The organism is Micromonospora sp. WMMC415 (assembly GCF_009707425.1).
Taxonomy (GTDB): Bacteria; Actinomycetota; Actinomycetes; order Mycobacteriales; family Micromonosporaceae; genus Micromonospora.
Genome location: NZ_CP046104.1, coordinates 1,818,186 through 1,843,718, shown reverse-complemented (window position 1 = coordinate 1,843,718; position 25,533 = coordinate 1,818,186). Strand labels below are relative to the sequence as shown.

25 protein-coding genes are annotated in these 25,533 nt (G+C 72.5%); 10 read left to right on the top strand and 15 right to left on the bottom strand.

Going from position 1 to position 25,533, the window contains the following annotated elements; genetic code table 11:
* Both dapC and fdxA read right to left on the bottom strand, forming a co-directional pair.
* A complete protein-coding gene (gene dapC / locus GKC29_RS09030) occupies positions 1 to 1,107 on the bottom strand; it encodes a succinyldiaminopimelate transaminase (protein WP_305070160.1) in 1,107 nt (368 codons plus the stop codon).
* Positions 1,104 to 1,430: a ferredoxin gene (fdxA, locus tag GKC29_RS09025; protein ID WP_088992046.1), complete on the bottom strand. Its 327-nt coding sequence runs from the start codon at positions 1,428 to 1,430 to the stop codon at positions 1,104 to 1,106. Before fdxA ends, dapC begins: the two co-directional genes overlap by 4 nt.
* A gap of 79 nt (positions 1,431 to 1,509) precedes the next feature.
* Here fdxA and GKC29_RS09020 point away from each other — a divergent pair, with 79 nt between their 5' ends.
* Entirely contained in the window at positions 1,510 to 2,469 is a 960-nt protein-coding gene (locus GKC29_RS09020) for a GNAT family N-acetyltransferase (protein WP_155330387.1), read from the top strand.
* Positions 2,470 to 2,545: 76 nt separating this feature from the next.
* On the opposite strand, the gene GKC29_RS09015 is transcribed toward GKC29_RS09020, so the two are convergent.
* The 3 genes from GKC29_RS09015 to mshB all read right to left on the bottom strand — a co-directional run bounded on the left by GKC29_RS09015 (position 2,546) and on the right by mshB (position 4,473).
* Positions 2,546 to 3,013, bottom strand: coding sequence for a hypothetical protein (locus GKC29_RS09015; RefSeq protein ID WP_155330386.1), 468 nt, complete (start codon positions 3,011 to 3,013; stop codon positions 2,546 to 2,548).
* Positions 3,014 to 3,094: 81 nt separating this feature from the next.
* Positions 3,095 to 3,529, bottom strand: coding sequence for a hypothetical protein (locus GKC29_RS09010; protein WP_155334048.1), 435 nt, complete (start codon positions 3,527 to 3,529; stop codon positions 3,095 to 3,097).
* Positions 3,530 to 3,546: 17 nt separating this feature from the next.
* Positions 3,547 to 4,473, bottom strand: a complete 927-nt coding sequence (gene mshB, locus GKC29_RS09005; RefSeq protein ID WP_155330385.1) for an N-acetyl-1-D-myo-inositol-2-amino-2-deoxy-alpha-D-glucopyranoside deacetylase — start codon at positions 4,471 to 4,473, stop codon at positions 3,547 to 3,549.
* A gap of 86 nt (positions 4,474 to 4,559) precedes the next feature.
* Here mshB and GKC29_RS09000 point away from each other — a divergent pair, with 86 nt between their 5' ends.
* On the top strand, positions 4,560 to 6,704 hold the full coding sequence (locus GKC29_RS09000) for a prolyl oligopeptidase family serine peptidase (RefSeq protein WP_155330384.1): 2,145 nt from the start codon (positions 4,560 to 4,562) through the stop codon (positions 6,702 to 6,704).
* Between the two features lie 112 nt (positions 6,705 to 6,816).
* On the opposite strand, the gene GKC29_RS08995 is transcribed toward GKC29_RS09000, so the two are convergent.
* The 5 genes from GKC29_RS08995 to GKC29_RS08975 form a co-directional block, all read right to left on the bottom strand.
* Positions 6,817 to 8,559, bottom strand: a complete 1,743-nt coding sequence (locus tag GKC29_RS08995) for an ABC transporter substrate-binding protein (RefSeq protein ID WP_155330383.1) — start codon at positions 8,557 to 8,559, stop codon at positions 6,817 to 6,819.
* Between the two features lie 142 nt (positions 8,560 to 8,701).
* Positions 8,702 to 9,688, bottom strand: coding sequence for an ABC transporter permease (locus GKC29_RS08990; RefSeq protein WP_155330382.1), 987 nt, complete (start codon positions 9,686 to 9,688; stop codon positions 8,702 to 8,704).
* Between the two features lie 8 nt (positions 9,689 to 9,696).
* Positions 9,697 to 10,704, bottom strand: coding sequence for an ABC transporter permease (locus GKC29_RS08985; protein ID WP_155330381.1), 1,008 nt, complete (start codon positions 10,702 to 10,704; stop codon positions 9,697 to 9,699).
* Positions 10,701 to 11,780: an ABC transporter ATP-binding protein gene (locus tag GKC29_RS08980; RefSeq protein ID WP_230688967.1), complete on the bottom strand. Its 1,080-nt coding sequence runs from the start codon at positions 11,778 to 11,780 to the stop codon at positions 10,701 to 10,703. Before GKC29_RS08980 ends, GKC29_RS08985 begins: the two co-directional genes overlap by 4 nt.
* Positions 11,777 to 12,868, bottom strand: a complete 1,092-nt coding sequence (locus GKC29_RS08975; protein WP_155330380.1) for an ABC transporter ATP-binding protein — start codon at positions 12,866 to 12,868, stop codon at positions 11,777 to 11,779. Before GKC29_RS08975 ends, GKC29_RS08980 begins: the two co-directional genes overlap by 4 nt.
* Positions 12,869 to 13,102: 234 nt before the next feature.
* Here GKC29_RS08975 and GKC29_RS08970 point away from each other — a divergent pair, with 234 nt between their 5' ends.
* The 6 genes from GKC29_RS08970 to GKC29_RS08945 all read left to right on the top strand — a co-directional run bounded on the left by GKC29_RS08970 (position 13,103) and on the right by GKC29_RS08945 (position 21,577).
* Entirely contained in the window at positions 13,103 to 14,539 is a 1,437-nt protein-coding gene (locus GKC29_RS08970; protein WP_155330379.1) for a TldD/PmbA family protein, read from the top strand.
* Entirely contained in the window at positions 14,536 to 15,969 is a 1,434-nt protein-coding gene (locus GKC29_RS08965; protein WP_155330378.1) for a TldD/PmbA family protein, read from the top strand. The genes GKC29_RS08970 and GKC29_RS08965 overlap by 4 nt, the downstream gene beginning before the upstream one ends.
* 190 nt (positions 15,970 to 16,159) lie before the next feature.
* Entirely contained in the window at positions 16,160 to 17,491 is a 1,332-nt protein-coding gene (locus GKC29_RS08960) for a BtrH N-terminal domain-containing protein (protein WP_155330377.1), read from the top strand.
* Between the two features lie 235 nt (positions 17,492 to 17,726).
* The gene (locus GKC29_RS08955; protein WP_155330376.1) at positions 17,727 to 18,545 is read left to right on the top strand and encodes a hypothetical protein; all 819 of its coding nucleotides are present in this window, start codon (positions 17,727 to 17,729) and stop codon (positions 18,543 to 18,545) included.
* A gap of 12 nt (positions 18,546 to 18,557) precedes the next feature.
* Positions 18,558 to 20,474 carry a fumarate reductase/succinate dehydrogenase flavoprotein subunit gene (locus tag GKC29_RS08950; protein ID WP_155330375.1) on the top strand — a complete coding sequence of 639 codons (1,917 nt, stop codon included), beginning with the start codon at positions 18,558 to 18,560 and terminating at the stop codon, positions 20,472 to 20,474.
* A complete protein-coding gene (locus GKC29_RS08945; RefSeq protein WP_155330374.1) occupies positions 20,474 to 21,577 on the top strand; it encodes a succinate dehydrogenase/fumarate reductase iron-sulfur subunit in 1,104 nt (367 codons plus the stop codon). Before GKC29_RS08950 ends, GKC29_RS08945 begins: the two co-directional genes overlap by 1 nt.
* Before the next feature lie 85 nt (positions 21,578 to 21,662).
* Here GKC29_RS08945 and GKC29_RS08940 read toward each other — a convergent pair whose 3' ends face one another.
* Entirely contained in the window at positions 21,663 to 22,103 is a 441-nt protein-coding gene (locus tag GKC29_RS08940; protein ID WP_155330373.1) for a (deoxy)nucleoside triphosphate pyrophosphohydrolase, read from the bottom strand.
* A 182-nt stretch (positions 22,104 to 22,285) separates the two neighbouring features.
* Here GKC29_RS08940 and GKC29_RS08935 point away from each other — a divergent pair, with 182 nt between their 5' ends.
* Together GKC29_RS08935 and GKC29_RS08930 are read left to right on the top strand one after the other, a co-directional pair.
* On the top strand, positions 22,286 to 22,591 hold the full coding sequence (locus GKC29_RS08935; protein WP_155330372.1) for a 4a-hydroxytetrahydrobiopterin dehydratase: 306 nt from the start codon (positions 22,286 to 22,288) through the stop codon (positions 22,589 to 22,591).
* A 198-nt stretch (positions 22,592 to 22,789) separates the two neighbouring features.
* Positions 22,790 to 23,152, top strand: coding sequence for a PH domain-containing protein (locus GKC29_RS08930; RefSeq protein ID WP_130320299.1), 363 nt, complete (start codon positions 22,790 to 22,792; stop codon positions 23,150 to 23,152).
* 72 nt (positions 23,153 to 23,224) lie between these two features.
* Here GKC29_RS08930 and GKC29_RS08925 read toward each other — a convergent pair whose 3' ends face one another.
* From GKC29_RS08925 to GKC29_RS08910, 4 genes are all read right to left on the bottom strand, one after another.
* Positions 23,225 to 24,469 (bottom strand): RNA polymerase sigma factor, encoded by a 1,245-nt coding sequence (locus tag GKC29_RS08925; RefSeq protein ID WP_155330371.1) that lies wholly within the window; start codon positions 24,467 to 24,469, stop codon positions 23,225 to 23,227.
* Positions 24,462 to 24,797 (bottom strand): YciI family protein, encoded by a 336-nt coding sequence (locus GKC29_RS08920; protein WP_155330370.1) that lies wholly within the window; start codon positions 24,795 to 24,797, stop codon positions 24,462 to 24,464. The genes GKC29_RS08925 and GKC29_RS08920 overlap by 8 nt, the downstream gene beginning before the upstream one ends.
* A gap of 69 nt (positions 24,798 to 24,866) precedes the next feature.
* Positions 24,867 to 25,130, bottom strand: coding sequence for a hypothetical protein (locus GKC29_RS08915; RefSeq protein ID WP_155330369.1), 264 nt, complete (start codon positions 25,128 to 25,130; stop codon positions 24,867 to 24,869).
* The gene (locus GKC29_RS08910; protein WP_155330368.1) at positions 25,130 to 25,444 is read right to left on the bottom strand and encodes a DivIVA domain-containing protein; all 315 of its coding nucleotides are present in this window, start codon (positions 25,442 to 25,444) and stop codon (positions 25,130 to 25,132) included. Before GKC29_RS08910 ends, GKC29_RS08915 begins: the two co-directional genes overlap by 1 nt.
* Positions 25,445 to 25,533 lie beyond the last annotated feature (89 nt).

Sequence of the window (25,533 nt, the reverse complement as noted above, 5' to 3'; positions counted from 1 at the left end):
TCAGGCGGCCAGTCGGCCGGCGACCGCCGCGACGTGCTCGTCGGACTCGGTCAGCGCCACGCGCACGTGCCGGGCACCGGCCGGACCGTAGAAGACGCCGGCCGCGACCAGGATGCCGCGCCGGGCCAGCCAGTCGACGGTCTCCCAGCAGTCCTCGTCCCGGGTCAGCCACAGGTAGAGGCCGGCCTCCGAGTGCTCGACGGTGAACCCGGCGCCGGTGAACGCGGCGTGCAGCGCCACGCGTCGGGCCCGGTAGCGTTCGCGCTGCTCCTCGGCGTGCCGTTCGTCGCTCAGGGCGGCCACCATGGCGGCCTGCACCGGGGCGGGCACGATCATGCCGGCGTGCTTGCGCACCTTCAGCAGCTCGGCGACGAGCGCCGGGTCACCCGCCACGAAGCCGGCCCGGTAGCCGGCGAGGTTGGAGCGCTTCGACAGCGAGTGCACGGCGAGCACGCCCTCGTACGAGCCACCGCAGACCTCCGGCGACAGCACCGAGACCGGCTCGGCGTCCCAGCCGAGCGGCAGATAGCACTCGTCGCTGGCGACGACCGCGCCGCGCTCCCGGGCCCAGTCGACCACCTTGCGCAGGTGGGCCGCGGGCAGCACCCGGCCGGTCGGGTTGCCGGGCGAGTTCACCCAGACCAGGCGCACCCGCGGCGTCGGGCCGACCGCGGTCAGCGAGTCGGCGCGGACGACGGTGGCGCCGGCCAGCCGGGCGCCGTCCTCGTAGGTCGGGTACGCGACCGACGGCACCACGACGACGTCGTCCGGCCCGATCCCGAGCAGCGTCGGCAGCCAGGCGACCAGCTCCTTCGAACCGACCGTCGGCAGGACGCCGAGCCCGTTCACCCCGGCCCCACACGCCCGCGCGACCCAGGCGGCGATCGCGTCACGCAGCACCGGCGTGCCGGCGGTCAGCGGGTAGCCGGGGGCGTCCGACGCGTCGGCCAGCGCCTGCCGGATCACCGGCGGCACCGGGTCGACCGGCGTGCCCATCGAGAGGTTGATCAGGCCCTCCGGGTGCGCCGCGGCCAGCGCGGCCGCGGCGTCCAGGGTGTCCCAGGTGAACTCGGGCAGCCGAGCCGAGACCGGCGCGGGCCGGTTCAGTGGCCCTCTCCGCGCGGCGGCTGGGCGGCGACGAAGGTCGCGTCCTTCTCCACCTTGCCGATCTTCGAGGCACCACCGGGCGAGCCCAGGTCCTCGAAGAACTCGTAGTTGGCCGCAGTGTAGTCCTTCCACTGCTCGGGGACGTCGTCCTCGTAGAAGATCGCCTCGACCGGGCAGACGGGCTCACAGGCACCACAGTCGACGCACTCGTCGGGGTGGATGTAGAGCATCCGGTTGCCCTCGTAAATGCAGTCGACCGGGCACTCCTCGATGCATGCCTTGTCGAGCACATCCACGCACGGCTCGGCGATGATGTAGGTCACCGATCTTCTCCTCCGCAAGACGCGCCGCGATCACCCGCGACGGTAAGAGCCTAGTATCTCGGCGGGGAGGAGGTCGATCGTGCTCCGACAGCAGGACGTGGGACACCGCATCGTGGTCCGCCGCATTGTGGGGATTCGCGAAGGCAGACCCCTCTTCTCCGACGCGCTCGGCGAGCTGGTCGAACTGAGCGAGACCCATCTCACTATCGCCACCACCCAGGGCCGGATCGAGGTCCCGGTGGCCGAGGTGCACCGGGCGAAGCGGGTCCCGCCGGCCCGCCGGCCGACGGCCGCCGCGGTGGCCGCGCTGGAACTCGCCGCCGACGAGGCGTGGCCGGCGCCGACCCGGGCCCGCCTCGGTGACTGGCTGCTGCGCAGCGCCGACGGCTGGACCGGCCGGGCCAACTCGGCGCTGCCCGTCGGCGACCCGGACCGGCCGCTGCCCGCCGCGCTCGACGCGGTGGAACGCTGGTACGCCGGCCTCGGCCAGCCGGCGCTGGTCAACACGCCGCTCCCGCTCGCGGCGCCGGTCGGCGCCGAACTCGACGCGCGGGGCTGGACCAGCCGCCCGCCGGTGCTCGTGCAGACCGTGCCGCTGGCCGCCCTGCCCCCGGCCGCACCCGAGCCGGCCGGGTCACCGCCGGTCGAGCTGGCGACCGCGCCGTCCGAGGAGTGGCTGGCGATCGCCGCCGGCCGCAAGGGCGGCCTGCCGGACGCCGCCCGCCACGTGCTCACCGCCGTGGACCAGGTCCGCTTCGCCGAGGTGTACGCGGGCAACCGGCTGGTCGCCGTCGGCCGGGGCACCGTCACCGGTGCGGGTCGGTGGCTCGGTCTGAGCCTGATCGAGGTGCTGCCCGAGGCCCGCCGGCAGGGGCTGGCCCGGCGTATGATCCACGCCCTGGCCGGCTGGGGTGCGGCGGCCGGCGCCACCGACGCCTTCCTCCAGGTCGAGCAACGCAACACGGGGGCGGTCGCCCTCTACCGCACGTTGGGCTTCACCACCCACCACACCTACCTGACCCGGGTCGCCCCCGGCTGACGTCGGCCCGCGGCACCCCGGGGTGAGCACGGGGCGTGACAGTCCGGGACGCCGCGTGCCGGGTCGACGGCGCCCGTCAGCGGCGGACCGGCCTGCGGGGCTTCGCGGCCTTCGTCTCGGCGTACCGCTTGAGCGTCTGCGACCGGTGGTCGAGGCCGAGCGCGACGGCCAGCAGGTAGCCCAGGAGCACGCCGACGCCGGTCGCCGCCAGGTAGAGCCAGATCTGCGCGAAGAAGGTGCCCGCGCCGCCGCCGAACGGATTCTCACCGACCAGCAGGGGGCCCACCAGCACGGTCAGCGCCAGCGCGACGCCCACCGCGGCGGCCACGTCCGAGCCCCACCGGGCGGCCGGCCGGCGCCGGGCCCAGACGAAGGTGACCGCCGCCAGGACCAGCCCGATCACCACGAACATCCCGAGCGACATCCGCTCGGCGGCCGCGGTGTCGTCCGCGTCGAAGCCGAATCGGATGATCAGCCGGGCGACCACGTTGACCACGAACAGCGCACCCGCGAGTATCCCGACCGCGCGCCACCGCTGACTCATCGCACGCCTCCCGCCGTACCGCCCGCCGCCCTCCGGCGGGCCTTCCTGGCAGGAATGTCTACCACCGGAAGCTGTGCCCCGTCAGGCCCCGGGGCGGGAGGGCGGAACCGCGAGGACCTGCCGGAAGCCCAGCACGGCGAACGTCATCGCGCCGGCCACGACGAGCAGCAGGTCCACCCATGTCCCGGTGAGCAGCACGTCGCCCTCGGCGGTGCGGATACCGGCGAGGGCGACGATGGCGAACCACGGCACCGCCGGAAGTGCCACCGCCCACCGGCGCGCCACCGTGGCGTGGGCGAACCAGCTCAGCGCCACGTTCGCGCCGATCGCCACCAGCACCGCCACGCCGATCAGGTACCCGCCGACCCGGACCGGGGCGAGCAGCAGCTCCAGCACCGCGCTCACCACCCCGCCGACGACGGAGAGCAGGCCGCCGGCGACCCGCAGGACGAGGTCGACCGCCCGGCCGGAGCGCTCGGGCAGCGGTGGCACGCCCTCGTCGGGCAGGACCGACATCGGCGCGGCGGGGAGGGTCACCGGGAACCGGCCGCGCCGACCGGTGACCGGTCCGGGCCGTCGACGACCGCGAGCCCGGCGAACAGGTCGTCCTCCCAGCCGTACCGGCCGGAGCCCGGGCCCTTCTCGCCGACCGCGAGGGTGTAGTACTCCACCCCCATGAACTCACTGCCGAAGTTGCCGGCGATCGAGTACAGCCAGGAGTTGTCCGGGATCTGAGTGGCGTGCGCCCGCATCGCCGCCTCCTTGGCGGCGTGCTGGTCGGTCGCGTCGATCCGGGCGGCGATCTGCGCGTCGGGGGTGCAGAAGGGCAGCTCGGTGGCCTCCTCGATACCCACGAACGGGTTGTCCGACGAGCCGGCGAAGTGGGCCATCCCGGCCTCCAGCACGCTCTGCGGCATCGCCGTCCAGTAGATCTTCGCGGGGCCGAAGCCCTCGGCGCCGGCCAGCTCGGCGGCGCGCATCGCCACCCGGTGCGCCTGGATGTGGTCCGGGTGACCGTAGAAGCCGTTCCCGTCGTACGTGATCATCACCTGCGGCCGGATCTCGCGCATGATCTCGACCAGGTGCCCGGCGGCCTCGTCGAGGTCGGCCTGCCAGAAGGCGCGCGGGTGCTCGTTCGTGGCGAGGCCCATCATGCCGGAGTCCCGGTAGCGGCCGGCGCCACCGAGAAACCGGTGGTCGGTGACGCCGAGCGCGCGGCAGGCCGCCGCCAGCTCCCCGATCCGGTAGCCGCCGAGCTGGTCCGCCTCGGCCGCGGCGAGCTGCGCCAGCGCCGGCACGTGGATCTCGCCCTCCTCGCCGAGCGTGCAGGTCACCAGCGTGACGTGGGCGCCGGCGGCGGCGTAGTGCGCCATCGTCGAGCCGGTGCCGATGGCTTCGTCGTCGGGGTGCGCGTGGACCAGCAGGAGCCGGCGGTCGGGCAGCGTCGTCACGTCCGTCACTCTAACCGGCGGTTCTCCCCCGCCGGCCCGGACGCGTCCACGCAGGTCGGCCACATCACCTCCGGCGCCGTCCTACGATCCGACGTGTGGACTTTCCGGAACTGGCCGCACGTACCCGTCGGTTCCGCCACGGGGCACCACGCGCCGTCTCCGTGGCCGACGACGGCTCCCGGGTGGTCTTCCTCCGCTCGGCCGGCCCGGAGGACCCGGCCGACGCGCTCTGGCTGCTCGACGTCGCCAGCGGGGAGGAGCGGCTGGTCGCCGACCCGGCGGCGCTGCTCGGCGGCGACGCCGAGCAGCTCAGCCCCGGTGAGCGCGCGCTGCGCGAGCGCCTCCGCCTGAGCGCCTCCGGCATCGGGTCGTACGCGCTCGACTCGGCCGGCCGGGTGGCGGTCTTCACTCTCGGTGGCCGGCTCTTCCGGGCCGACCTGGTGCACGGTGACGTGGTCGAGGTGGCCACCACCGGCCCGGTGCTCGACCCGCGGCCGGACCCGACCGGGCAACGGCTGGCGTACGTGACCGACGAGGCCGACGGGGTGCGGCGCGGCGAGCTGCGGGTGGTCGAACACGACGGCACCGACACCATGCTGGCCGGCGAGGACTCCGGGGTGACCTGGGGCCTGGCCGAGCACGTCGCGGCGGAGGAGTTCGACCGGTTCCGCGGCTACTGGTGGGCCCCGGACGGGCGGTCGGTGCTCGCCGCACGGGTCGACGAGTCGCGGCTGGAGCGCTGGCACCTGCACGACCCGGCCGACCCGGCGAGCGCGCCGACGAGCGTCGCGTACCCCCGGGCCGGCGGCCCGAACGCGGAGGTGAGCCTGCACCTGCTCGACCTCGACGACGGTTGGGTGGACGTGCACTGGGACCGGGAGACCTACCCGTACCTGACGACGGTGCACTGGGCCGACGGCGGGCCGCTGATCACCGTGCTGCGCCGGTCCCAGCAGCACGGCCTGGTGCTGGCGGTCGACCCGCGCACCGGGGAGACGCAGGTGCACGCCGAGCTGGCCGACCCGCGCTGGGTCGACCCGATCCCGGGCACTCCCGCCCACCTGCCGGACGGCCGGGTGCTGGTCGGCGGGGAGCTAGCCCACGACGGGTACGACGCCCGCTGCCTCTTCGCCGACGGCACCCTGCTGACCCCGCCGTCGCTGTACGTCCGCCGGGTGGTGGGCCGGTTGCCGGCCGCCTCGGGCAGCGGGCCGGCCGACCTGGTCGTGGAGGCGAGCGAGGGCGAGCCCAGCGAGCAGCACCTGTTCCGGGTGCGCACCACCATCGGGGGCGGCGTCGACGCCCGACGGATCACCACCGACTCGGGCTGGCACGTGGCGGCCGTCGGCGGTGACGTCCTGGTGGTCGGCAGCGCCTCGCTGGACCACGCCGGCCTGCGCTGGACGGTGTGGCAGGGCGACCGGGAGGTGGCCGAGCTGCGGTCGTCCGCCGCGACCCCGCCGTACTCGCCGTTGCCCCTGCTGGAGCGGGTGACCGACCGCCGGCTGCCGGCTGCGGTGCTCTACCCGGACAACCACGTCACCGGCCGCCGGCTGCCGGTGCTGCTCGACGTGTACGGCGGCCCGGGCCACCAGGAGGTGCTCGCGGCCCGGTCGGCGTGGCTGGAGCGGCAGTGGTGGGCCGACGCCGGGTTCGCGGTGGTCGTGGTCGACAACCGGGGCACGCCGGGCGTCGCGCCGTCGTTCGAGAAGGCCATCCACCGGCGGATGGCGGACGTGGTCCTGACCGATCAGGTGGAGGCGCTCACCGCGCTCGCCGACAAGCACCCGGACCTGGACCTGGGCCGGGTGGCCGTGCGGGGCTGGTCGTTCGGGGGCTGGTTGGCGGGGCTGGCCGTGCTGCGGCACCCGGAGCTGTTCCGGTGCGGGATCGTCGGCGCGCCGGTGACCGACTGGGCCCTGTACGACACGGCGTACACCGAGCGGTACCTGGGCCTGCCGGACGACGGGATGGACGTGTACGCCCACCACTCGTTGGTGGAGTTGGCGGCCGAGCCGGTCACCGGCCCGGACCAGGCGCGCCCGCTGCTGCTGGTGCACGGGCTGGCCGACGACAACGTGGTGGCCGCGCACACCCTGCGGCTGTCGGCGGCGCTGCTGGCCACCGGGCGGCCGCACTCGGTGCTCCCGCTGACCGGCGCCACGCACATGGCTGCCGGCGGCACCGCCGAACGCCTCCTGAAGCTGGAACTCGACTTCCTCCGCACCCACCTGGTGTGAAAGGAAGGGCCCCTTTTTAACGCCTGCGGTAGAGGAAGGGCCCCTTCTTAACAACGCGGAAGGCCCCCGGCCGACGACGCTGTCGACCGGGGGCCCGCTTCCGCGGTGCGGGTTACGGCTTCACGTGCGCGTTCACGAAGGACGGGTACCCGAAGACGCTGGAGATGAAGACTCCGCCGGCCTTCGAGCCGTGCACGACGTACGCCACGTCGACGTAGAGCGGCACGACGGGCGCGTGCTCCTTCATGATCCGCTCGTCCAGCTTGCCCCACTCCGGGCCCTGCTCGGCCGGCGACAGGGCCAGGATCCGGTCCATCTCGGCGTTGATCGCCGGGTCGTTGAAGTACGACTGGTTGCTGTTGCCCTCGGCCTTGATGGTGCGGCCGTCGTAGAGCACCGGCAGGATCGAGGCGCCGCTCGGCCAGTCGGCCGCCCAGTTACCGATGTACAGGTCCCAGGGGTTGTCCTTCTTCTTGATCTCGTCCAGCTTCGCGTCGTCCGGGATGTTCCGTACGATGATCTTGAATCCGGCCCGCTCCAGGTTGCCCTTGAGCTGGGCTCCGATCTGCTGCTCGGTGGTGTTGTCGGCAACGCCGAGGACCAGCTCCGGGGTCTGGCCGCCGAGCAGTTCCTTGGCCTTCTCGACGTTGCCGGTCGCGCCGGCCGGGTACGCGTCGAACGCCTGGTAGCCGATCGTGGACGGCGGCATGAGCGTGGTCATCGGGGACGCGACGGTCTGCCCGCCCAGCGCCTTGACCAGGCCCTCGCGGTCGATGGCGTAGTTGAGTGCCTGCCGGACCTTCAGGTCCTTCACCCGCTGGTTGTTGATGACCAGCTGGTTGGCGCTCGGCGTCGGCGACAGGATGCTGCGGGACTTGAGCGCCTGGTCGCCCGCGACCCGGGCGACCAGCGAGGAGGGGACGAAGTTCCAGGCCAGGGCGCTCTGGTCGGCGCCGTTGTCGGCGATCACCCGGTTGTTGGCGGCGTCGGCGGTCGGGCCGAAGCTCCACACGAACCGGTCCGGGTACTGGTGCCGCACCGGGTCGGTGTTCGCGTCCCAGTGCTCGTTGCGCTCCAGCACGATCTCGGTGCCGGCGGTGTACTTCGTGATCTTGTACGGTCCGGACGAGAACGGCTGGTTGTCGAGGTTGACGCCGGTGTCCTTGTCGGCCGGCAGCGGCGCGGTTGTCGGCAGCGAGACCGCGAACGGCAGGTCGCAGCGCGGCTTGGTGAACTCGAAGCGCAGCGTCTTCGCGTCCGGCGTGGTCAGGCCCGGGGGCAGCGCGGTCTTGTTCGCCTTGAAGTCCCACGCCGTGTCGTACTGCGGGGAGTCGGCGAGCCACTCCTGGATGTAGGTGGGGCCGCCGGTGAGGTCCGGGTCGAAGGAGCGGGCGATGCCGTACGCGATCTCCTTGCTGGTGATCGGGCGGCCGTCCTCGAACTTGACCCCGTCCTTGATCTTGAATTCCCAGACCTTGCAGTCGTTGTTGACGTTGGTGCCCGGCGTCTCGGCCAGGTCGCCGACCAGGACCAGGCCGCCCTTGCCGTCGTCCTTCCAGGTGGTCAGGTAGCGGGCGAAGAGCGGGGACGCCATCAGGCCCGCGAACGAGTACGTCCGCTGCGGGTCCAGGTGGGAGATGGGGGTCTCCCGGATGATGGTGAAGGTGCCGCCCTTCTGGGCGCCGGGAACCTCGGCCGCCGGCCCCTTCGAGTCCTTCGGGTCGGTCGCGATGACCCCGGTCTGCTGCCGGTTGGTGTCCACCGTGGTGCCCTCGCCCGTGTTCTTCGAACACGCACCCAGGGCCACCACCAGTGCGATCGCGCCGCCTGCGGCGGCCGCCACGCGTGGTCGCATTCCTACCTCCTCCACCCCGGTCGCGCCGGTTGACCACCGGCGTCCCGAGGATCGTAAAGAAGAAAAACTACAAGTTGTGTAACAGTTGTCGATAAATTTCACCGCCGTCCGGCCGCCGGCCACCGCCTCGTGAGCGGCTGGGTCAGCCGAGCCGGACGCGCGGGTCGATGGCCGCGTACAGGAGGTCCACCAGGACGTTGGCCACCACCACGAAGACCGCCGCGATCAGCACGGTCGCCATGATGGTGGGCAGGTCACCGGCCCGGACCGCCTCCACGGCCGTACGCCCCAACCCCTGAAGGCCGAAGGTGGTCTCGGTGATGACCGTGCCGCCCAGGGCCGCGCCGACGTCGAGACCGGCGATGGTGACCACCGGCGTGATCGCCGCGCGCAGCGCGTGCCGCCCGTACACGGTCGGTTTGGCCAGGCCCTTCGCCCGCGCGGTACGCACGAAGTCCTCCGACAGCGTCTCCAGCATCTGCGCCCGCGACAGCCGGGCGTAGATCGCGGAGAAGAGGAAGGCCAGCGCGAGCCAGGCGAGCACCAGCCCGCTCGCCCATTTCAGCGGATCGTCGAGGATCGACGTGTAGCTCGGCACCGGCAGCAGCCGCAGGTTGTAGACGAAGACCAGCAGCAGAACCGCGCCGACGAAGTAGAGCTGGAGCGAGGCACCGGTCAGCGAGAAACCGATCGCCGCCCGGTCCAGCCAGGTGCCCCGGCGCAAGGCGGAGACCATGCCCAGCCCGACGCCCAGCAGCAGCCAGAGGATCGCGGCCGGGATGACGATGCTGAGCGTCACCGGCAGCACCCGGGTGATCGTGTCCAGCACGGCCTCGTTGTTCACGTACGACCAGCCGAGGCAGGGCGCGTCGCACCGGCCGCCCTGCGCGCTGCCCAGGTCCCGGCCGGTGAAGATGCCCTTCACGTAGCCGCCGTACTGAGTGAGCAGCGGGTCGCGCAGGCCCAACTCCTGACGCACGCGCTCCAGCCGCTCGGGGCTGCAGTTCTTCGGGCACATACCGCTGACCGGATCGCGCGGCAGGGCGAAGAACATGAGGAACGTCAGCACGCTCACCGCGAACAGGGTGAGCACGGCGGAGAGGATCCGCTTGATCAGGAAGCGCGCCATGTCTGCACCTACCTCGACGACTTCGGGTCGAGCGCGTCGCGCAGCGCGTCGCCGAAGAGGTTGAACGCGAACACGAGCGCGAAGATCGTGATGCCGGGGAAGAAGACGAACGCCGGGTCGGTCTGGAGGTAGTCCAGGCTCTGGTAGATCATCCGGCCGAAGCTCGGCGTCTCCTCGGTGAGGCCGACGCCGATGAAGGACAGGGCGGCCTCGCTGGTGATGAACTGCGGCACCGCGAGCGAGAACGCCACCAGGATCGGCGCCCAGATGTTCGGCAGCAGTTGCCGGAACAGCATGTGCCCGAGACCGGCCCCGCTGGCCCGCGCCGCCTCGACGAACTCCCGCTCCCGCAGCGCGATCACCTGACCCCGGACCAGCCGGGCGGTGCTGGTCCAGCCGAAGATCGCGAAGACGGCGATCAGCACGCCGACCCCGAAGGCCGGCGGCACCGCGTCCCGCTCGCCGTAGAAGCGCAGCGTGAGCGTGGGGGTCAGCGCCAGCGCGATGATGAGGAACGGCATGGCGAGGGTGAGGTCGGTGATCCAGTTGACCACCGCGTCCAGCCAGCCGCCCAGGTAACCGGCGAGCGCCCCGAGGACGATGCCGATCACCGTGGTGATCACCGCCGCCGCGAAGGCGATGAACAGCGAGGTCCGCAGCCCGTACACCAGCCGGACGAAGATGTCCCGGCCGAGACCCGGCTCCAGCCCGAAGAAGTGGTCGCCGGACACGCCGCCGGCGTAGCCGAGGGGCATGCCGAAGCCGTCGAGTTTGCTCTGGAACTGGTCGCGCGGGCCGACCCCGTACAGCGCCTCGATCAGCGGCGCGGCCAGCGCCACCAACACGAACAGGATCAGCAACGCGCCGCTGACCATGGCCGTACGGTCGCGGCGAAGCCGCAGCCAGGCGAGTTGGCCGGGTGAGCGGCCGACGAACCGCTTCTCCCGGGGTGTACCGGCGTCCCCGCCGGACTCGATCTCGGCCAGAGCCACGCCCTCCACCGGGGACAGGCTCATCGCGACACCTCCTCAACGTCGGGCTGTGACCCGTTGGTGAGGGGTCCGGTTTCGGGGAAGTGGCAGGCGGTGGCCTGCCGGCCGCCGTCGCGGGGGGTGAGGTCGGGTTCCTGGGTGGCGCAGATGTCGCGGGCTTTCCAGCAGCGGGTGCGGAAGCGGCAGCCCGACGGCGGGTCCAGGGGTGTGGGCACGTCGCCGGACAGGCGGATGCGTCCGGCCGGGCCGAGGCGGGTCACGTCCGGGATCGCCGACAGCAGGGCCCGCGTGTAGGGGTGCTGGGGGCGTTCGTAGATGTCGGTGCGGTCGCCGATCTCCACCACCCGACCCAGGTACATCACCGCGACCCGGTGGCAGAAGTGCCGCACCACGGCCAGGTCGTGGGCGATGAACACGAACGCCAGCCCCAGGTCGCGTTGCAGGTCACGCAGCAGGTTGACCACCTGCGCCTGGATCGAGACGTCCAACGCCGACACCGGCTCGTCAGCCACGATCAGCCTCGGCTGCAACGCCAGCGCGCGGGCGATACCGATGCGCTGCCGCTGCCCGCCGGAGAACTCGTGCGGATACCGGTTGTAGTGCTCCGGGTTCAACCCCACCAGTTCCAGCAGCTCCCGCACCCGGGCCCTGGTCCCGCCGGGCGGGGTGATCCGGTTGACCTGCAACGGCATCGCCACGATCCGCCCCACCGTGTGCCGCGGGTTCAACGACGCGTACGGGTCCTGGAAGATGATCTGCAGCTGTTGCCGCAACGGCCGCAACCCACGCCGACCCAGATGCGTGATGTCCCGCCCCGCGAACTCGATCGACCCGGCGGTCGGCTCCAACAACCGCACCAACATCCGACCCGTCGTCGTCTTCCCACACCCGGACTCCCCGACCAGACCCAGCGTCTCCCCAGCCCGCACGTCGAAGTCCACCCCGTCGACCGCGCGCACCAACCCCGCCGCCCGCAACCCCGTCCGCACCGGGAAATGCTTGGTCAACCCCCGCACCCGCAACAACGGCCCGGCAGCCGGCGGAACGTCGGGGCCGATGGTCGGGTCGCCGGGTCGGGCCGGCGCGGTGTCGGCGCTCATCGGGCCACCCCCACCCGGGCGACGTCCTCGGCGTACCAGCGGGTGCGGTCGTCGGCGGAGAGGTGGCAGGCGACCAGGTGACCGGGCGCGCCGGCCGGGCGCAGCTCGGGCACCTCCGTGCGGGACCGGTCGCCGTTGCGGTCGGCGTAGCGGCAGCGGGGATGGAACGCGCACCCCGACGGCAGGTTGATCAACGACGGCGGATTGCCCGGGATCGGCACCAGGTCCGCCGCCGCGTCACCGTGCAACGACGGCACACTCGACAACAACCCCCACGTGTACGGATGCTGCGGCCGCCGCAACACCTGCTCCACACCCCCGTGCTCCACCCCCCGACCGCCGTACATCACCAACACCTCATCCGCCACCTGGGACACCACCCCCAGGTCATGCGTGATCAAAACGATCGCCGACCGGAACTCCGCCTGCAGATCCGCGAGCAGATCCAGAATCTGCGCCTGCACCGTCACATCCAACGCCGTCGTCGGCTCATCCGCGATCACCAGATCCGGATCGTTCACCAACGCCATCGCGATCATCACCCGCTGCCGCATCCCACCCGAAAACTCATGCGGATACTGATCGAACCGGCGCCCCGGCTGCGGAATCCCCACCCGGCCCAGCATGTCCACCGCCCGCCGCCGCGCCTCCCGCCGCCCGGCATCCGGATGATGCACCCGGTACGCCTCAGCGATCTGCCGCCCCACCGAGTAGTACGGATGCAACGCCGACAACGGATCCTGGAAGACCATCGCCATGTCCCGGCCCCGCAACCGGCGTACCTCCTCTTCCGGCAGGCCGACCAGCTGCCGGCCGCCGACGGAGATCTCGCCGGTGATGGTGCTGCGCTTCGGGTCGTGCAGGCCGAGGATCGCCAGGGACGTCACGCTCTTGCCGGAGCCGGACTCGCCGACGATGCCCAGGGTGCGGCCCCGCTCCACCGCGAACGACACGCCGTCGACCGCACGCACCACGCCGTCGGTGGTGTCGAACCGCACCCGAAGGTCGCTGACCCGCAGGTAGGGTGCGTCGCCGGTGCGCGGCTCCGGCGTGCTGGGGCGGCTCGGCGCCGATTCCGGACTGCCCACGACCGCCTCCCTCGGATTGATGTAGGGAACCTACAGCAGAAACCAGAGGGTGAAAATAAGCTACAAGGCGCGGGCTGTCAGCGGACCCCAGCGTAACGACTGCACAACGCCCCCGACAGCCCTGTTCAACCGGAGTGCGGCAGTCGCCCCTCCCGTCGACCCGGACACCGCACCGTGCCGCATCCGGCGGCGGAACGGATCACGGATGTCGGTCGGCTCGCCTAGGGTCGGCCCATGACCGAGTTCGACGCGGCCTCCACCGCCGTCCAGGCCGCCCTCGACGCGGGCGCCCGGTACGCCGACGCCCGGGTGATGCACCGGCGCTACGAGTCGATGTCGGCCCGCAACGGGGACATCGAGGAGCTGACCCAGGACGAGAGCGTCGGGCTGGGCGTCCGGGCGCTGGTCGGGTCGAGTTGGGGCTTCCACGCCGTCCCCGACCTGTCCGACGCGGCCGCTCGCGACGCCGGCCGGCGCGCCGCGCGGACCGCCGCCGCGAGCGCCCGCGTGCCCGGGCCGCCCATCGACCTGGTGCCGAGCGAGCCGGTGACGGCGAGCTGGGCGTCGGCCTGCGAGGTGGATCCGCTCGGCGTGGCGCTCTCGACCAAGGGCGACCTGCTCGTCGAGGCGACCAAGCTGGTGGCCGAGCACGGCGCTGACGTGGCCGAGGGCCTCTACCAGGTCTGGGACACGGCGAAGTGGTTCGTCTCCAGCGAGGGCCACCGGATCGACCAGCGCATCCGCGAGTGCGGTGGTGGCATCTCGGCCACCTCGATCGGGGACGGCGAGACCCAGCGCCGCTCGTACCCGAGCTACCGCGGCCAGTACGGCACGACCGGCTGGGAGCTGGTCGACTCGCTCGACCTGACCGCGCACGCCGCGCGGATCGCCGAGGAGTCCCGGGCGCTGCTCACCGCTCCACTCTGCCCGGCCGGCGAGACCGACCTGATCCTCGGCGGCGAGCAGCTCGCGCTCCAGATCCACGAGTCGGTCGGGCACGCCATCGAGCTGGACCGGATCCTCGGCTGGGAGGCCGCGTTCGCCGGCACCTCCTGGCTCGACCTGGCCCAGCTCGGGTCGCTGCGCTACGGCTCGGAGCTGATGACGATCACCATCGACCCGACGATCCCCGGCGCGCTGGGCAGCTTCGGGTACGACGACGAGGGCTCACCGGCCGTCAAACGGGACGCGGTCCGCGAGGGACGCTGGGTGGGTGTGCTCGCCGGCCGGGATTCGGCCGCGGTCGCCGGCCTGGACCACGGCGGCAGCGTCCGCGCGGACGGCTGGGCGCGGCTGCCGATGGTCCGGATGACGAACGTGGGCCTGGAGCCCGGCCCGCACACCCTGGAGGAGATCGTCGCGGCGACCGACGACGGTGTGCTGATGGACGTCAACCGCTCCTGGTCGATCGACGACAAGCGGCTCAACTTCCAGTTCGGCTGCGAGATCGGCTGGGAGATCAGGAAGGGGAGACGGGGGCGGATGCTGCGCAACCCGACGTACACCGGCATCGGCCCGATCTTCTGGCGCTCGATGGACATGCTGTCCGGCGAGACCGTCTCCTGGGGCACGCCCAACTGCGGCAAGGGCCAGCCCGGCCAGGTCGGGCACACCGGCCACCCGGCGGCACCGGCCCGCTTCCGCGACGTCCGGGTGGGGGTGCGCGCGTGAACGGGCCGCACGCCCGGTCCGAGCCGGACCTCGCCGGCCAGGTGATCGAGCTGGTCCGGCGGCTCGGCGGGCCGGCCACCCAGGCCGAGGTGGTGGTGACCCGGGCGGACGTGGCGTTGACCCGGTTCGCCAACTCGTTCATCCACCAGAACGTCGCCGAGTCCGGCGTCGGGGTCCGCCTGCGGGTGCACGCGGACGGGCGTACCGCCGCCGGCGGCGGCAGCGTGGTGACCGCCGACGGTCTGTCCGCGCTCGTCGAGCGCACCCTGGCCGCCGCACGGCTCTGCCCGCCCGACCCGGCCTGGCCCGGCCTCGCCCCGCCCGCACCGACCCCGTCCGGCGCGCCGGTGGACGAGGCCACCGCGTACGCGGAGCCGGACGAGCGGGCCGAGCGGGTCCGGGCGTTCGTGGCGGCGGCCGGCGGGCTGGATGCGGCCGGCTACTGCCGCACGGCACTTCGCTCGTCGGCGTTCGCCAACTCGGCCGGCCACTCGGCGCGGGGCCGCACGGCCGAGGCGGCGATGGACGGCATCGCCCGCACCGGCGGGGCGGACGGGGTGGCGCGACTGGCCGCCGACCGCCTCGCCGACCTCGACGGCGCGGTGCTGGGCGCCCGCGCGGCCGCGAAGGCCCGGGCGGCGGCCGACCCGGTCGAGCTGGTTCCCGGCCGCTACGAGGTGGTGCTGGAGCCGGCCGCGGTCGCCGACCTGCTGCAGAATCTCTCCTTCTACGGCTTCAACGGCAAGCGGTACGCCGAGCGGCAGTCCTTCGCCGAGCCGGGGGTCGCCCAGTTCGACCCGCTGGTCACCCTGGTCGACGATCCACTCGGCGGTTCCGGGCTGCCGTTCGACGTGGAGGGCACCCCGCGTGGCCCGGTGACCCTGGTCGACGCCGGCACCACCCGCGCCGTGACCCACGACCGGCGTACCGCGGCGGAGGTCGGCACGGTCTCGACCGGGCACGCCGTCGCCGGCGGCGCCACCTGGGGGCCGATGCCCCGCAACCTGCGCCTGTCCCCCGCAGCGGCCGCGCCGGCCGCCGCCGGTCCGCCGGCCGGCGAGTCCGAGTGGGTGGGCGGCGGGGACCTCTCCGGCGCGGTCGTCGATCCGGACACCGCCGCACTGGTCGCCGGGGTGCGGCGCGGCCTGCTGGTCAGCGACCTCTGGTACACGCGGGTGCTCGACCCGAAGAGCCTGGTCGTCACCGGCCTGACCCGCAACGGCGTGTGGCTGGTGGAGGACGGGGTGGTCGCCCGCGCGGTCCGCGACTTCCGCTTCACCGAGGCGTACCCGCGGGCCCTCGGCCCCGGCGCGGTGCTCGGCCTGGGGCGGCGACCGGTGCGCCAGCCCGACCGGGTCGACGGCGTCTGGTGGGAGGCGCCGGCGTTGCGGCTGGCCTCGTGGAACTTCACCGGCGGGGCTTCCGGCTGACCTGGAGTAGGGTGGGTTCCGGCGCGCTCGCGCGCCGGACCTCCTGACCAGGCGCCCACGCCGCCCGGCCGAGCGGAGGCGAAGGTGGCCCGTTGCCATCGCGAGTTCCGCGTGTCGTTCAGGTGATCCGCCGGACGGACGTGACGCTGGCGTGGGGTACGGCGGTCACGCTGTCCAGAAGGCGCAGATCATGACCGAACGCAGGAAGCTCAAGCAGCGGGTCCGGGCGCGGATGGCCGCCACCGGCGAGAGCTGGACCACCGCCCGCCGGCAGGTGCTCGCCGCCGCGCCGCCGCCCACCGGCACCGTCCTCCCGCCCGGGCTGGTGCCCGGGTACCGCACCTTCGGCGCGCGGCAGCACCGCGAGTCGGCGCTCGCCGCCCACGTCCTCGACGCCCACGGGGTCCGTGCGCCGCACACCGGGCAGCCGTACACCGAGGCGATGCTCGCCGGGCTCGGCGGCGGCATCGGCTTCATGTACGCGGTGTTCGAGTACCGCGACGTGCCGCCGCTGCTGACCGTCGTGGCCCAGCACCACCCCGAGCCGTGGGTGCCGGCCGTGCTGGACCGGCTCGGCATCGCGTACGCGGACGAGCGGAGCGGGCGGCCCGGCCCGGCGGTGGCGCGGCTGCGCGACCACCTCGGCGACGGCCAGCCGGTGGTCGCCACCGTCGATCGCAGCCGGCTGCCGTGGCACGGCCTCGACCCCGGTCCGGGCGCCGACCCGTACCCCGTGGTCGTGGCGGGCCTCGACGGCGACGTGCTGCTGGTGGACGACGAGGGGCCGCGACCCCACCCGCTGCCGGTCGAGGCGTTCACCGCCGCCTGGTCGGCGCACCGCAAGGGGCGGCACCGGAGCGTCACCGTCACCGACCCGCACCAGCGGACCGAACTGCCGGACGCGATCCGCGCGGCGGTCGCCACCACGGTGGCGCACCTGACCGGTCCGGTGCTCGGCAACAGCTTCGACGCCAACTTCGGCTTCCGCGGCATGGCCAAGCTCGCCGAGCAGCTCCGGGACGCGCGTACCCGGACGGGGTGGGCCCGCCGGTTCGGCGCTCCCGTGCCGTTCTTTCACGGCGTGCGCCGGCTCTACGAGTGCCTAGAGCTGGAGTACACGGCGCCGGGCGCCACGCGGCCGGTGTACGCCGACTTCCTGGACGAGGCGGCGCCCCTGGTCGACCCCCGGTACGCGGAGGCGGCCGCCCTGGTCCGCCGATCGGGTGAAAACTGGTCCCGGCTCGCGGCGCTCGCCCTGGAGACGGTCCAGGGGCTCGGCGCGTACACGGAGCTGGCCGAGGAGCGGATGCGCCTGGTCTTCACCCGGGGCCGCGACGCCGAGGCCGAGATCCGGGAGCTGACCGGGCGGCTGGCCGTGCTCGGTGCGGAGTACGCCGCGTCCGACGGGCTCGGTGACGCCGGGCGGGCGGACCTCTTCGCCGCCCTCGCCGACCTGGTGGGGTCCTGCCTGGACCTGGAACGGGACGCGGTCGGCGTCCTCGCCGCCACCAGCCGGTCCTGACGGGCGGGCATCGATTGTGACGGAAGGGGTTTCCAAGCGCCGGAACACACGGGACACTGCCTTGCGCGGACGGCTCGCGAAGATCGGCGTAACGTGTGTCACTTAGCTGCGCCGTATCGCCGGCGCGGTCGTTGGTGTGCGCAAGACGTGGCAGTGGACGCGGTCTGGCCGGTCCGCTGACCGAAGGGAACGTGATCCGCCGCCCGTCAGGGCCCCGTCAGGGAGACGACTGGAAATGACATCAACGGCAACGAGGCCGGGAGGGCCGGGTGCACGGCCCCGCGCCGCCATCTCGGCCAGGACGTTGCGTACCGACCGCTGGTGGGTGCAGCCCGCCATCATCGCCGCGATCCTGCTCCTCTTCATCGTCTACTCGACGGTCCGCATCTTCATGGCGAAGTGGTACTACGTCGAGGACTTCCACTACCTCACGCCGCTGTACTCGCCGTGCGTGTCGAACGAGTGCGTGCCCGGCTCGGCCCACTTCGGCACCCCGTTCGGCGACTTCCCGTTCTTCGTTCCGCTCGGCATCATCGCCTTCCCGATCGTGGCCGGGTTCCGGGTGACCTGCTACTACTACCGCAAGGCGGGCTACCGCTCGCTGTGGGCGTCGCCCCCGGCCTGCGCCGTGACCGAGCCGCACAAGAAGTACACCGGTGAGACCCGGTTTCCGCTGTTCGTCATGAACTGGCACCGCTACTTCTTCTACCTCGCGGCAGTGATCCTGCTGGTCAACCTCTACGACGCGGTCCTCGCGTTCCGCGGGCCGGACGGCGGCTTCGGCATCGGCCTGGGCACCCTGATCATCCTGGTGAACGTCGTCGCCCTCGCCGGCTACACGCTCTCCTGCCACGCCTGCCGGCACGTGATGGGCGGGCGGCTCAAGCACTTTTCCAAGAACCCGCTGCGCTACCGCTTCTGGACGTTCGTGTCCAAGCTGAACGTCCGGCACGGCACGTTCGCCATGGTGTCGCTGTTCACGGTGCTCTTCACCGACTTCTACATCATGGCCGTCGCGGCCAAGTGGATCACCGACCTGCGGTTCATCAACTAGAGGGCCCCTGATATGACCACTACCACGCGAATCGAACGACACCACTACGACGTCGTCGTGATCGGGGCCGGCGGCGCCGGGCTGCGGGCGGCGATCGAGGCCCGGCTCGCCGGCAAGAAGACGGCGATCATCTCGAAGTCGCTCTTCGGCAAGGCCCACACGGTGATGGCCGAGGGCGGCGCCGCCGCCGCGATGGGCAACGTGAACAGCCGGGACACCTGGCAGGTGCACTTCCGCGACACGATGCGCGGCGGCAAGTTCCTCAACAACTTCCGGATGGCCGAGCTGCACGCAAAGGAGTCGCCGCAGCGGATCTGGGAGCTGGAGACGTACGGTGCGCTCTTCGACCGCACCAAGGACGGGAAGATCTCGCAGCGCAACTTCGGTGGCCACGAGTACCCGCGGCTGGCGCACGTCGGCGACCGCACCGGCCTGGAGTTGATCCGCACCCTCCAGCAGAAGGTCGTCTCCCTCCAGCAGGAGGACAAGCGCGAGCACGGCTCGTACGACGCCCGGCTCAAGGTCTTCGCCGAGACCACGATCACCGAGCTGCTGCTCGACGGGGACCGGATCGCCGGGGCGTTCGGCTACTACCGGGAGTCCGGCGAGTTCGTCCTCTTCGAGGCCCCCGCGGTGGTGCTGGCGACCGGTGGTGTCGGCCGCTCGTACAAGGTCACCTCGAACTCGTGGGAGTACACCGGGGACGGCCACGCGTTGGCGCTGCGCGCCGGGGCGACGCTGATCAACATGGAGTTCCTCCAGTTCCACCCGACCGGCATGGTCTGGCCGCCCTCGGTCAAGGGCATCCTGGTCACCGAGTCGGTCCGCGGTGACGGCGGCGTCCTCAAGAACTCCGACGGCAAGCGGTTCATGTTCGACTACGTGCCGGACGTGTTCCGCAAGCAGTACGCGGACAACGAGGCCGAGGCGGACCGCTGGTACGACGACCCGGACAACAACCGGCGCCCGCCGGAGCTGCTGCCCCGCGACGAGGTCGCCCGCGCCATCAACAGCGAGGTCAAGGCCGGCCGGGGCACGCCCGCCGGCGGCGTCTACCTGGACATCGCCTCCCGGCTGCCGGCCGAGGAGATCCGCCGCCGCCTGCCGTCGATGTACCACCAGTTCAAGGAGCTGGCCGACGTCGACATCACCAGGGAGCCGATGGAGGTCGGCCCGACCTGCCACTACGTGATGGGTGGCGTCGAGGTCGACCCGGATTCCGGCGCGGCGTTCGGGCAGGTGCGCGGGCTGTTCGCCGCCGGCGAGGTGTCCGGCGGCATGCACGGCTCCAACCGGCTCGGCGGCAACTCCCTGTCCGACCTGCTCGTCTTCGGCAAGCGCGCGGGCGGTCACGCCGCCTCGTACGCCGACGGTCTGGCCGCCCGGCCGCGGGTGCCGGTGACCGTGGTGGAGGCCGCGGTGGAGACGGCCCTGGCGCCGCTGCAGCGGGACACCGGCGAGAGCCCGTACACCCTCCAGCAGGACCTCCAGGCGGTGATGGGCGACCTGGTCGGCATCATCCGGCGGGAGGGCGAGCTGGTGGAGGCGCTGAGCCGGCTCGGCGAGCTGCGCGAGCGGGTGGCCAAGGTGAGCGCGGCCGGCGGCCGGCGCTACAACCCCGGCTGGCACCTGGCCCTGGACCTGCGCAACATGCTGGTCGTCTCGGAGTGCACCGCGAAGGCGGCGCTGGAGCGGCAGGAGTCGCGGGGCGGCCACACCCGGGAGGACTACCCGGCGATGGACCCGGCGTGGCGCCGGGTCAACCTGGTCTGCTCGCTGGAGGGCGACACCGTTCGCCTGGACCGCAAGCCGCTGCCGAAGATGCGCCCGGAGCTGGTCGCGCTCTTCGACCGGGCGGAGCTGGCCAAGTACCTGACCGACGAGGAGCTGACGGAGTTCGACGCCCTCGCTGAGGAGGCGGGCAAGTAATGGGCACCGACAAGACCGAGGCGGCCGGCAAGCCGGCTACGAAGAGGCAGTTCCGCATCTGGCGGGGCGACGAGACCGGCGGCGACCTTCAGGACTACATGGTCGAGGTCAACGAGGGCGAGGTGGTCCTCGACATCATCCACCGGCTCCAGGCCACCGACGCGCCGGACCTGGCCTGCCGCTGGAACTGCAAGGCAGGCAAGTGCGGCTCCTGCTCAATGGAGATCAACGGCAAGCCGAAGCTCAGCTGCATGACCCGGATGTCGACGTTCGCCGAGGACGAGACGATCACCGTCACGCCGCTGCGCACCTTCCCCGTCGTCCGGGATCTGGTCACCGACGTCTCGTACAACTACGAGAAGGCCCGGGAGACGCCGGCGTTCGCCCCACCGCCCGGGGTCGCGCCGGGCGACTACCGGATGCAGCAGGTCGACGTGGAGCGCTCGCAGGAGTTCCGCAAGTGCATCGAGTGCTTCCTGTGCCAGACGGTCTGCCATGTCGTCCGGGACCACGAGGAGAACAAGACGGCCTTCTCCGGGCCGCGGTACTTCATCCGCGCCGCAGAGCTGGACATGCACCCGCTGGACGCGCGGACCGACCGCAAGGAGTACGCGCAGGCCGAGCAGGGCCTGGGCTACTGCAACATCACCAAGTGCTGCACCGAGGTCTGCCCGGAGCACATCAAGATCACCGACAACGGGATCATCCCCATGAAGGAGCGGGTCGTCGACCGCAGGTACGATCCCCTCGTGTGGCTTGGTAGCAAGATCTTCCGGAGGGGTCAGGTGCCTCAGACCATCGTGACCGGTGAGCACTCCCCGGGTGCCGTCGGCGCCCACGCCGCGGCGGGCCCGGCCGGGGTCCACTCGCACGCGGGTGGCTCGCACGACCCGCAGTCGGAGACGCAGGCGCAGCAGGGCGTCAACTGGCACCGGGAGGTGCCCAAGCCCACCGCGCCGGCCGTCGACTCGTCGGGTCGGATGCCCCTGACCGAGCTCACCTTCGACCGCGCGGCCGCACCGTCGCCGTTCGGCGACGACGTGACGTTCCCGCTGCCGCCGGAGCACCTCAATTTCGCCCACCCGGAGCAGGACAAGCACTGAGATCGGTCGAGACGATGACGGGGGCCGCGGCACACGCCGCCGGCCCCCGTCCCTTTTCGGCCCGGCCGTCCGGTCGGGGGAACGGTCAGTCGGCGGCCAGGAGGGGCCGGAGTGCGGCGACGATCGGGGCGTCGGCGGGAAGCCAGGTGACGGTGTCCAGTTCGGTGGCGGAGAGCCAGCGCAGCGCCGAGTGCTCCAGGGGCTGCGGCTGGTCGCCGTGCAGCAGGCGGGCCGCGTACACCTTGAGCACCGAGCGGCCGTGGGCCATCCGTACGTTGCGGCCGACCCGGTCGCCGATCTCGACGCGGACGGCGAGCTCCTCGGCGCACTCGCGGGCCAGGGCGGCGGTCTCGGTCTCCCCCGGCTCGACCTTGCCGCCCGGGAACTCCCACATGCCCGCCACCTCGGGAGGCGCGGAACGCGCGCAGGCGAGCACCCGCCCGTCCCGGATGATCGCCGCACCGACGATCACCTTCGGCTCCCGTCGCTCAACCTGCCCGCCGTCGTTGGCCCGTTCGGTCCGCACGGGCGTCCAGCGTGCCAGATCAATCGGCGGTTTGGGTACCGTGGCCGACCGTCAGGCCAAGAAGACACGGAAGTGTGGCCGTGGACACACTCACCGTGCGCCGACAGACTAGAGCCACCGGCAAGACACGGGACGGCGACGATTTGGCCACAAGCCGGCAACGGCGCCTGGGAGGTGTGGTGATGCGTGTGCTGTTCGGCGGGCGGGGGAAGCACGACTACCTCAGCGACGCGTTGACCCTTCTCCCCGGTTGGACCCGGGAGGGTGAGCAGATCCGACGCACCCTCGTCATCGACGACTCGCAGCACGCGGCGCTCACCGAGCGGGTCAAGGTCGTCGCCGACGCGCTGCACCTGCGCCCCGAGATCAGCCGGCGCGTCGACCACACGCTGATCCGGGTGGGGCACGGCAACGCGCCGCTCACCGAGGGCGAGGTCCTGCTGGCGGCCCGCATCGAGGACGCGTACCGCGCGGTCACCGAGTCCTGATCTCCCGCCTCTGGCGATCCGGCGTCTGGTCAGCCCGGCACGTCCCGCGGGTACCGCCGCGCGCCGCGGCGAGGCAGCAACTTCCCCGAACTTGTCGCCTCGCGCCGCGGCGAGGCAGCAACTTCCCCGAAGTTGCGGCCTCACCAGCCCCACCGCTAGTTGATCTTGGTGGTGGTCCGCCCGGCCTACGCTGAGGTCATGGCGAACGCGACGTACGACCGCAAGGAGCAGTTCCAGCAGATCCAGAGCGGCCTGCTCGAGGGTGAGCAGATCATCGCCGTCTACGACGCCGTCGGCACCGGCACCGGCTTCATCGGCCTGACCGACCGGCGCGTGATCATCCAGGACCGCTCGTTCATCGGCAAGCGGTACGCGATCACCAGCATCCCGTACTCGAAGATCACCAGCGTGAGCGTGGTCAGCAACAAGTCGTGGGGCGGCTCGTTCTTCTCCACCGGCGCCATCGCCATCCACGTCGGCACGCACACCTACGAGGTGGAGTTCCGCGGCGCCCAGAAGAGCCACCACGTCCACAACGTGATCCTCCACTACATCAGCTGACGCGCTCCTTGCCGAGATCCTGGAGAGTTCCGGCCCCGGGAGGGGCCGCAGGCTTCCACGATCTGCCGCAGGTCAGGGGCGCAGCTCGGCCGCCCGGTCCAGCAGGGCGCGGCGTTCGGCCCCGGAGTGGGCGGCCGCCGCCTCGCGGAACAGCGCCGCCGCCCGCGCGGTGTCCCCTCGCCGGGCGGTCAGGTCCGCCTCGGCGGCGATGGCAAGCGGATACCCGTCGAGCGCCCCGCCCGCCCGCGCCGCCGCCAGCAGGCTCAAACCCGCCTCCGGCCGGTACGCGTAGCCGTGGGCGACGGCCCGGTTCAGCTCGACCACCGGTGACGGCTGGAGGTCGGCCAGCCGGTCGTACGCCCGGGCGATCGCCGGCCAGTCGGTGGCCTCGGCGGACGCGGCGGTGGCGTGGCACGCCGCGATCCGGGCCTGGAGGGCGTACCGGCCGTGCCCGGCGCGGGCCAGGGCGGCGAGGCCCTCGGCGATCAGCGCCTGATCCCACCGGGACCGGTCCTGCCGGTCCAGGGTCAGCAGGTTCCCGTCGCCGTCCCGCCGCGCGTCGCGGCGGGAGTCGTGCAGCAGCACGAGCGCCAGCAGCCCGGCCACCTCGGGCTGCCCCGGCATCAGCCGGTCCAGCAGCCGCGCCAACCGGATCGCCTCGTCGGCGAAGGCGGGCTGACCGTCGGCGTCGTACCCGCGCGTGAAGAGCAGATACAGCACGGCCAGCACGCCGGGAAGCCGCTCGTCGAGGTTCCGCCCGGTCGGCACCCGGTACGGGATGCGCGCCGCCCGGATCTTCGCCTTGGCCCGGGTGAGCCGCCGCGTCATCGTCGCCTCGGAGACGAGGAACGCCCGTGCGATGTCCGTGGTGGACACCCCGCAGACGGTACGCAGTGTCAGCGCGACCCGGGCCTCCAGTGCCAGGGCCGGGTGGCAGCAGGTGAACACGAGCCGCAGCCGGTCGTCCACGATCTCCCCCTCCCCCGGCGGGGCCTCGACGTCCGGCCCGGTCGACGCCAGCACCGCCAGATCCCGCAGCTTCCGGCGCTCGACGTGGGCCCGGCGCAGCACGTCGACCGCCCGGTTACGGGCCACGGTCATCAGCCAGCCGCCCGGGTTCCCCGGGACGCCCTCGACCGGCCACCGCTGCACCGCGCTCGCCAGCGCCTCCTGGGCGCAGTCCTCCGCGAGGGTCCAGTCCCCGGTGACCCGGATGAGGGCGGCGACGATCCGCGCGTACGCCTCCCGGCCGGCGGTGGCGACGGCCTCGGCCGCCGCCACCGCGCCGCCGCGCGTCGGCCCCGGTCCGTCAGTCATCCAGGTCCGCGAAGGGCCGCAGCTCGATGCGCCCGCCCCGGGCCATCGGATGGGTACGCGCCACCTCGATCGCCTCGTCCAGGTCGGCGCACTCCAGCAGGTCGAAGCCGACGATGACCTCCTTGGTCTCGGCGAACGGGCCGTCGGAGACCAGCAGTTGACCGTTGCGGACGCGGACCGTGGTCGCGGCCGACGGCTCGGCGAGGCGCTCGCCGGTCAGCCGCCGCCCCCGGCTGTCGTTCTCCGCCACCCAGACCTCGACATCGGGCCAGTCCGAGCGGTCGGTGTCCGGCTCGGTGTCGGTGCAGACGAACATCAGGTACTTCATCGTGTGCTCCTCTCGCGAATGCGTCATGAGGATGACGAACGGCCGCCCCCGATCCGGACCGTCGGGCGGTCAGAATCTCGGCGGGCGCACCGAGCACGGCCCGTCGTGGTCGTCGCGCCGCCCGCAGCGGCGGCCGCCGGGCAGCAGCGTGTCACAGAAGGCCCGGTGCCGCAGGTGCTGCGCGTCCTCGACGGACACCGTGGTCTCGCCGGGGTCGGTCTGCGGGAGCACGCTCGCCCACCGCGCGACGACCCGCGCCAGGCGTACGGCGGACGACAGGTCCCGGGTGACGACGGGCAGGTGGATGACGAACCGCCCCGGATCGGCCGCCATCAGCGGAAGGCTCCGACGTTGCGGCGGCGGGCCTGCTCCGACTGCCAGTGCCGCAGCGCGTCCTTGATCCGCGTCGTCTCCTGCCGGCTGACGCCGAGCGCGTCGTAGACCGTGGAGAGATCGTCGGCCACCCGGTTCAGGAACTCGTGGACGTCGTCCGGGTCGAGACCGCGCCGACCGAACCGGCTGGGCCTGAACCGACGCTCTTGCACCTGCCAGGGGCGCAGCGGATGGTACGAGACCGAACGGTAACCGGCCGGCCGGCTGGTCGCCGGGCTCCGCTCGTGCGCGCCCCCGCGCCGGAAGAAATTCACGCGTGTCACCTCCGTGATGTATCGGGCCGGTCACCCGCCGCCCTGGCCGAAGTGGCCCGGCCGCCCGCCGCGAACGAACGGCCACCGGC

Excerpts from the sequence above, each read along its gene's own strand:
- GKC29_RS08950 (WP_155330375.1), top strand. The coding sequence starts at position 18,558 with ATGACCACTACCACGCGAATCGAACGACACCACTACGACGTCGTCGTG.
- GKC29_RS08985 (WP_155330381.1), bottom strand. The coding sequence starts at position 10,704 with ATGAGCCTGTCCCCGGTGGAGGGCGTGGCTCTGGCCGAGATCGAGTCC.
- GKC29_RS08960 (WP_155330377.1), top strand. The coding sequence starts at position 16,160 with ATGACCGAACGCAGGAAGCTCAAGCAGCGGGTCCGGGCGCGGATGGCC.
- GKC29_RS08995 (WP_155330383.1), bottom strand. The coding sequence starts at position 8,559 with ATGCGACCACGCGTGGCGGCCGCCGCAGGCGGCGCGATCGCACTGGTG.
- GKC29_RS08935 (WP_155330372.1), top strand. The coding sequence starts at position 22,286 with ATGCGTGTGCTGTTCGGCGGGCGGGGGAAGCACGACTACCTCAGCGAC.
- GKC29_RS08990 (WP_155330382.1), bottom strand. The coding sequence starts at position 9,688 with ATGGCGCGCTTCCTGATCAAGCGGATCCTCTCCGCCGTGCTCACCCTG.
- GKC29_RS08915 (WP_155330369.1), bottom strand. The coding sequence starts at position 25,130 with ATGGCGGCCGATCCGGGGCGGTTCGTCATCCACCTGCCCGTCGTCACC.
- GKC29_RS08930 (WP_130320299.1), top strand. The coding sequence starts at position 22,790 with ATGGCGAACGCGACGTACGACCGCAAGGAGCAGTTCCAGCAGATCCAG.
- GKC29_RS08925 (WP_155330371.1), bottom strand. The coding sequence starts at position 24,469 with ATGACTGACGGACCGGGGCCGACGCGCGGCGGCGCGGTGGCGGCGGCC.
- GKC29_RS08920 (WP_155330370.1), bottom strand. The coding sequence starts at position 24,797 with ATGAAGTACCTGATGTTCGTCTGCACCGACACCGAGCCGGACACCGAC.
- GKC29_RS08970 (WP_155330379.1), top strand. The coding sequence starts at position 13,103 with ATGACCGAGTTCGACGCGGCCTCCACCGCCGTCCAGGCCGCCCTCGAC.
- GKC29_RS09010 (WP_155334048.1), bottom strand. The coding sequence starts at position 3,529 with ATGTCGGTCCTGCCCGACGAGGGCGTGCCACCGCTGCCCGAGCGCTCC.
- GKC29_RS08945 (WP_155330374.1), top strand. The coding sequence starts at position 20,474 with ATGGGCACCGACAAGACCGAGGCGGCCGGCAAGCCGGCTACGAAGAGG.
- GKC29_RS09015 (WP_155330386.1), bottom strand. The coding sequence starts at position 3,013 with ATGAGTCAGCGGTGGCGCGCGGTCGGGATACTCGCGGGTGCGCTGTTC.
- GKC29_RS08980 (WP_230688967.1), bottom strand. The coding sequence starts at position 11,780 with ATGAGCGCCGACACCGCGCCGGCCCGACCCGGCGACCCGACCATCGGC.
- GKC29_RS08955 (WP_155330376.1), top strand. The coding sequence starts at position 17,727 with ATGACATCAACGGCAACGAGGCCGGGAGGGCCGGGTGCACGGCCCCGC.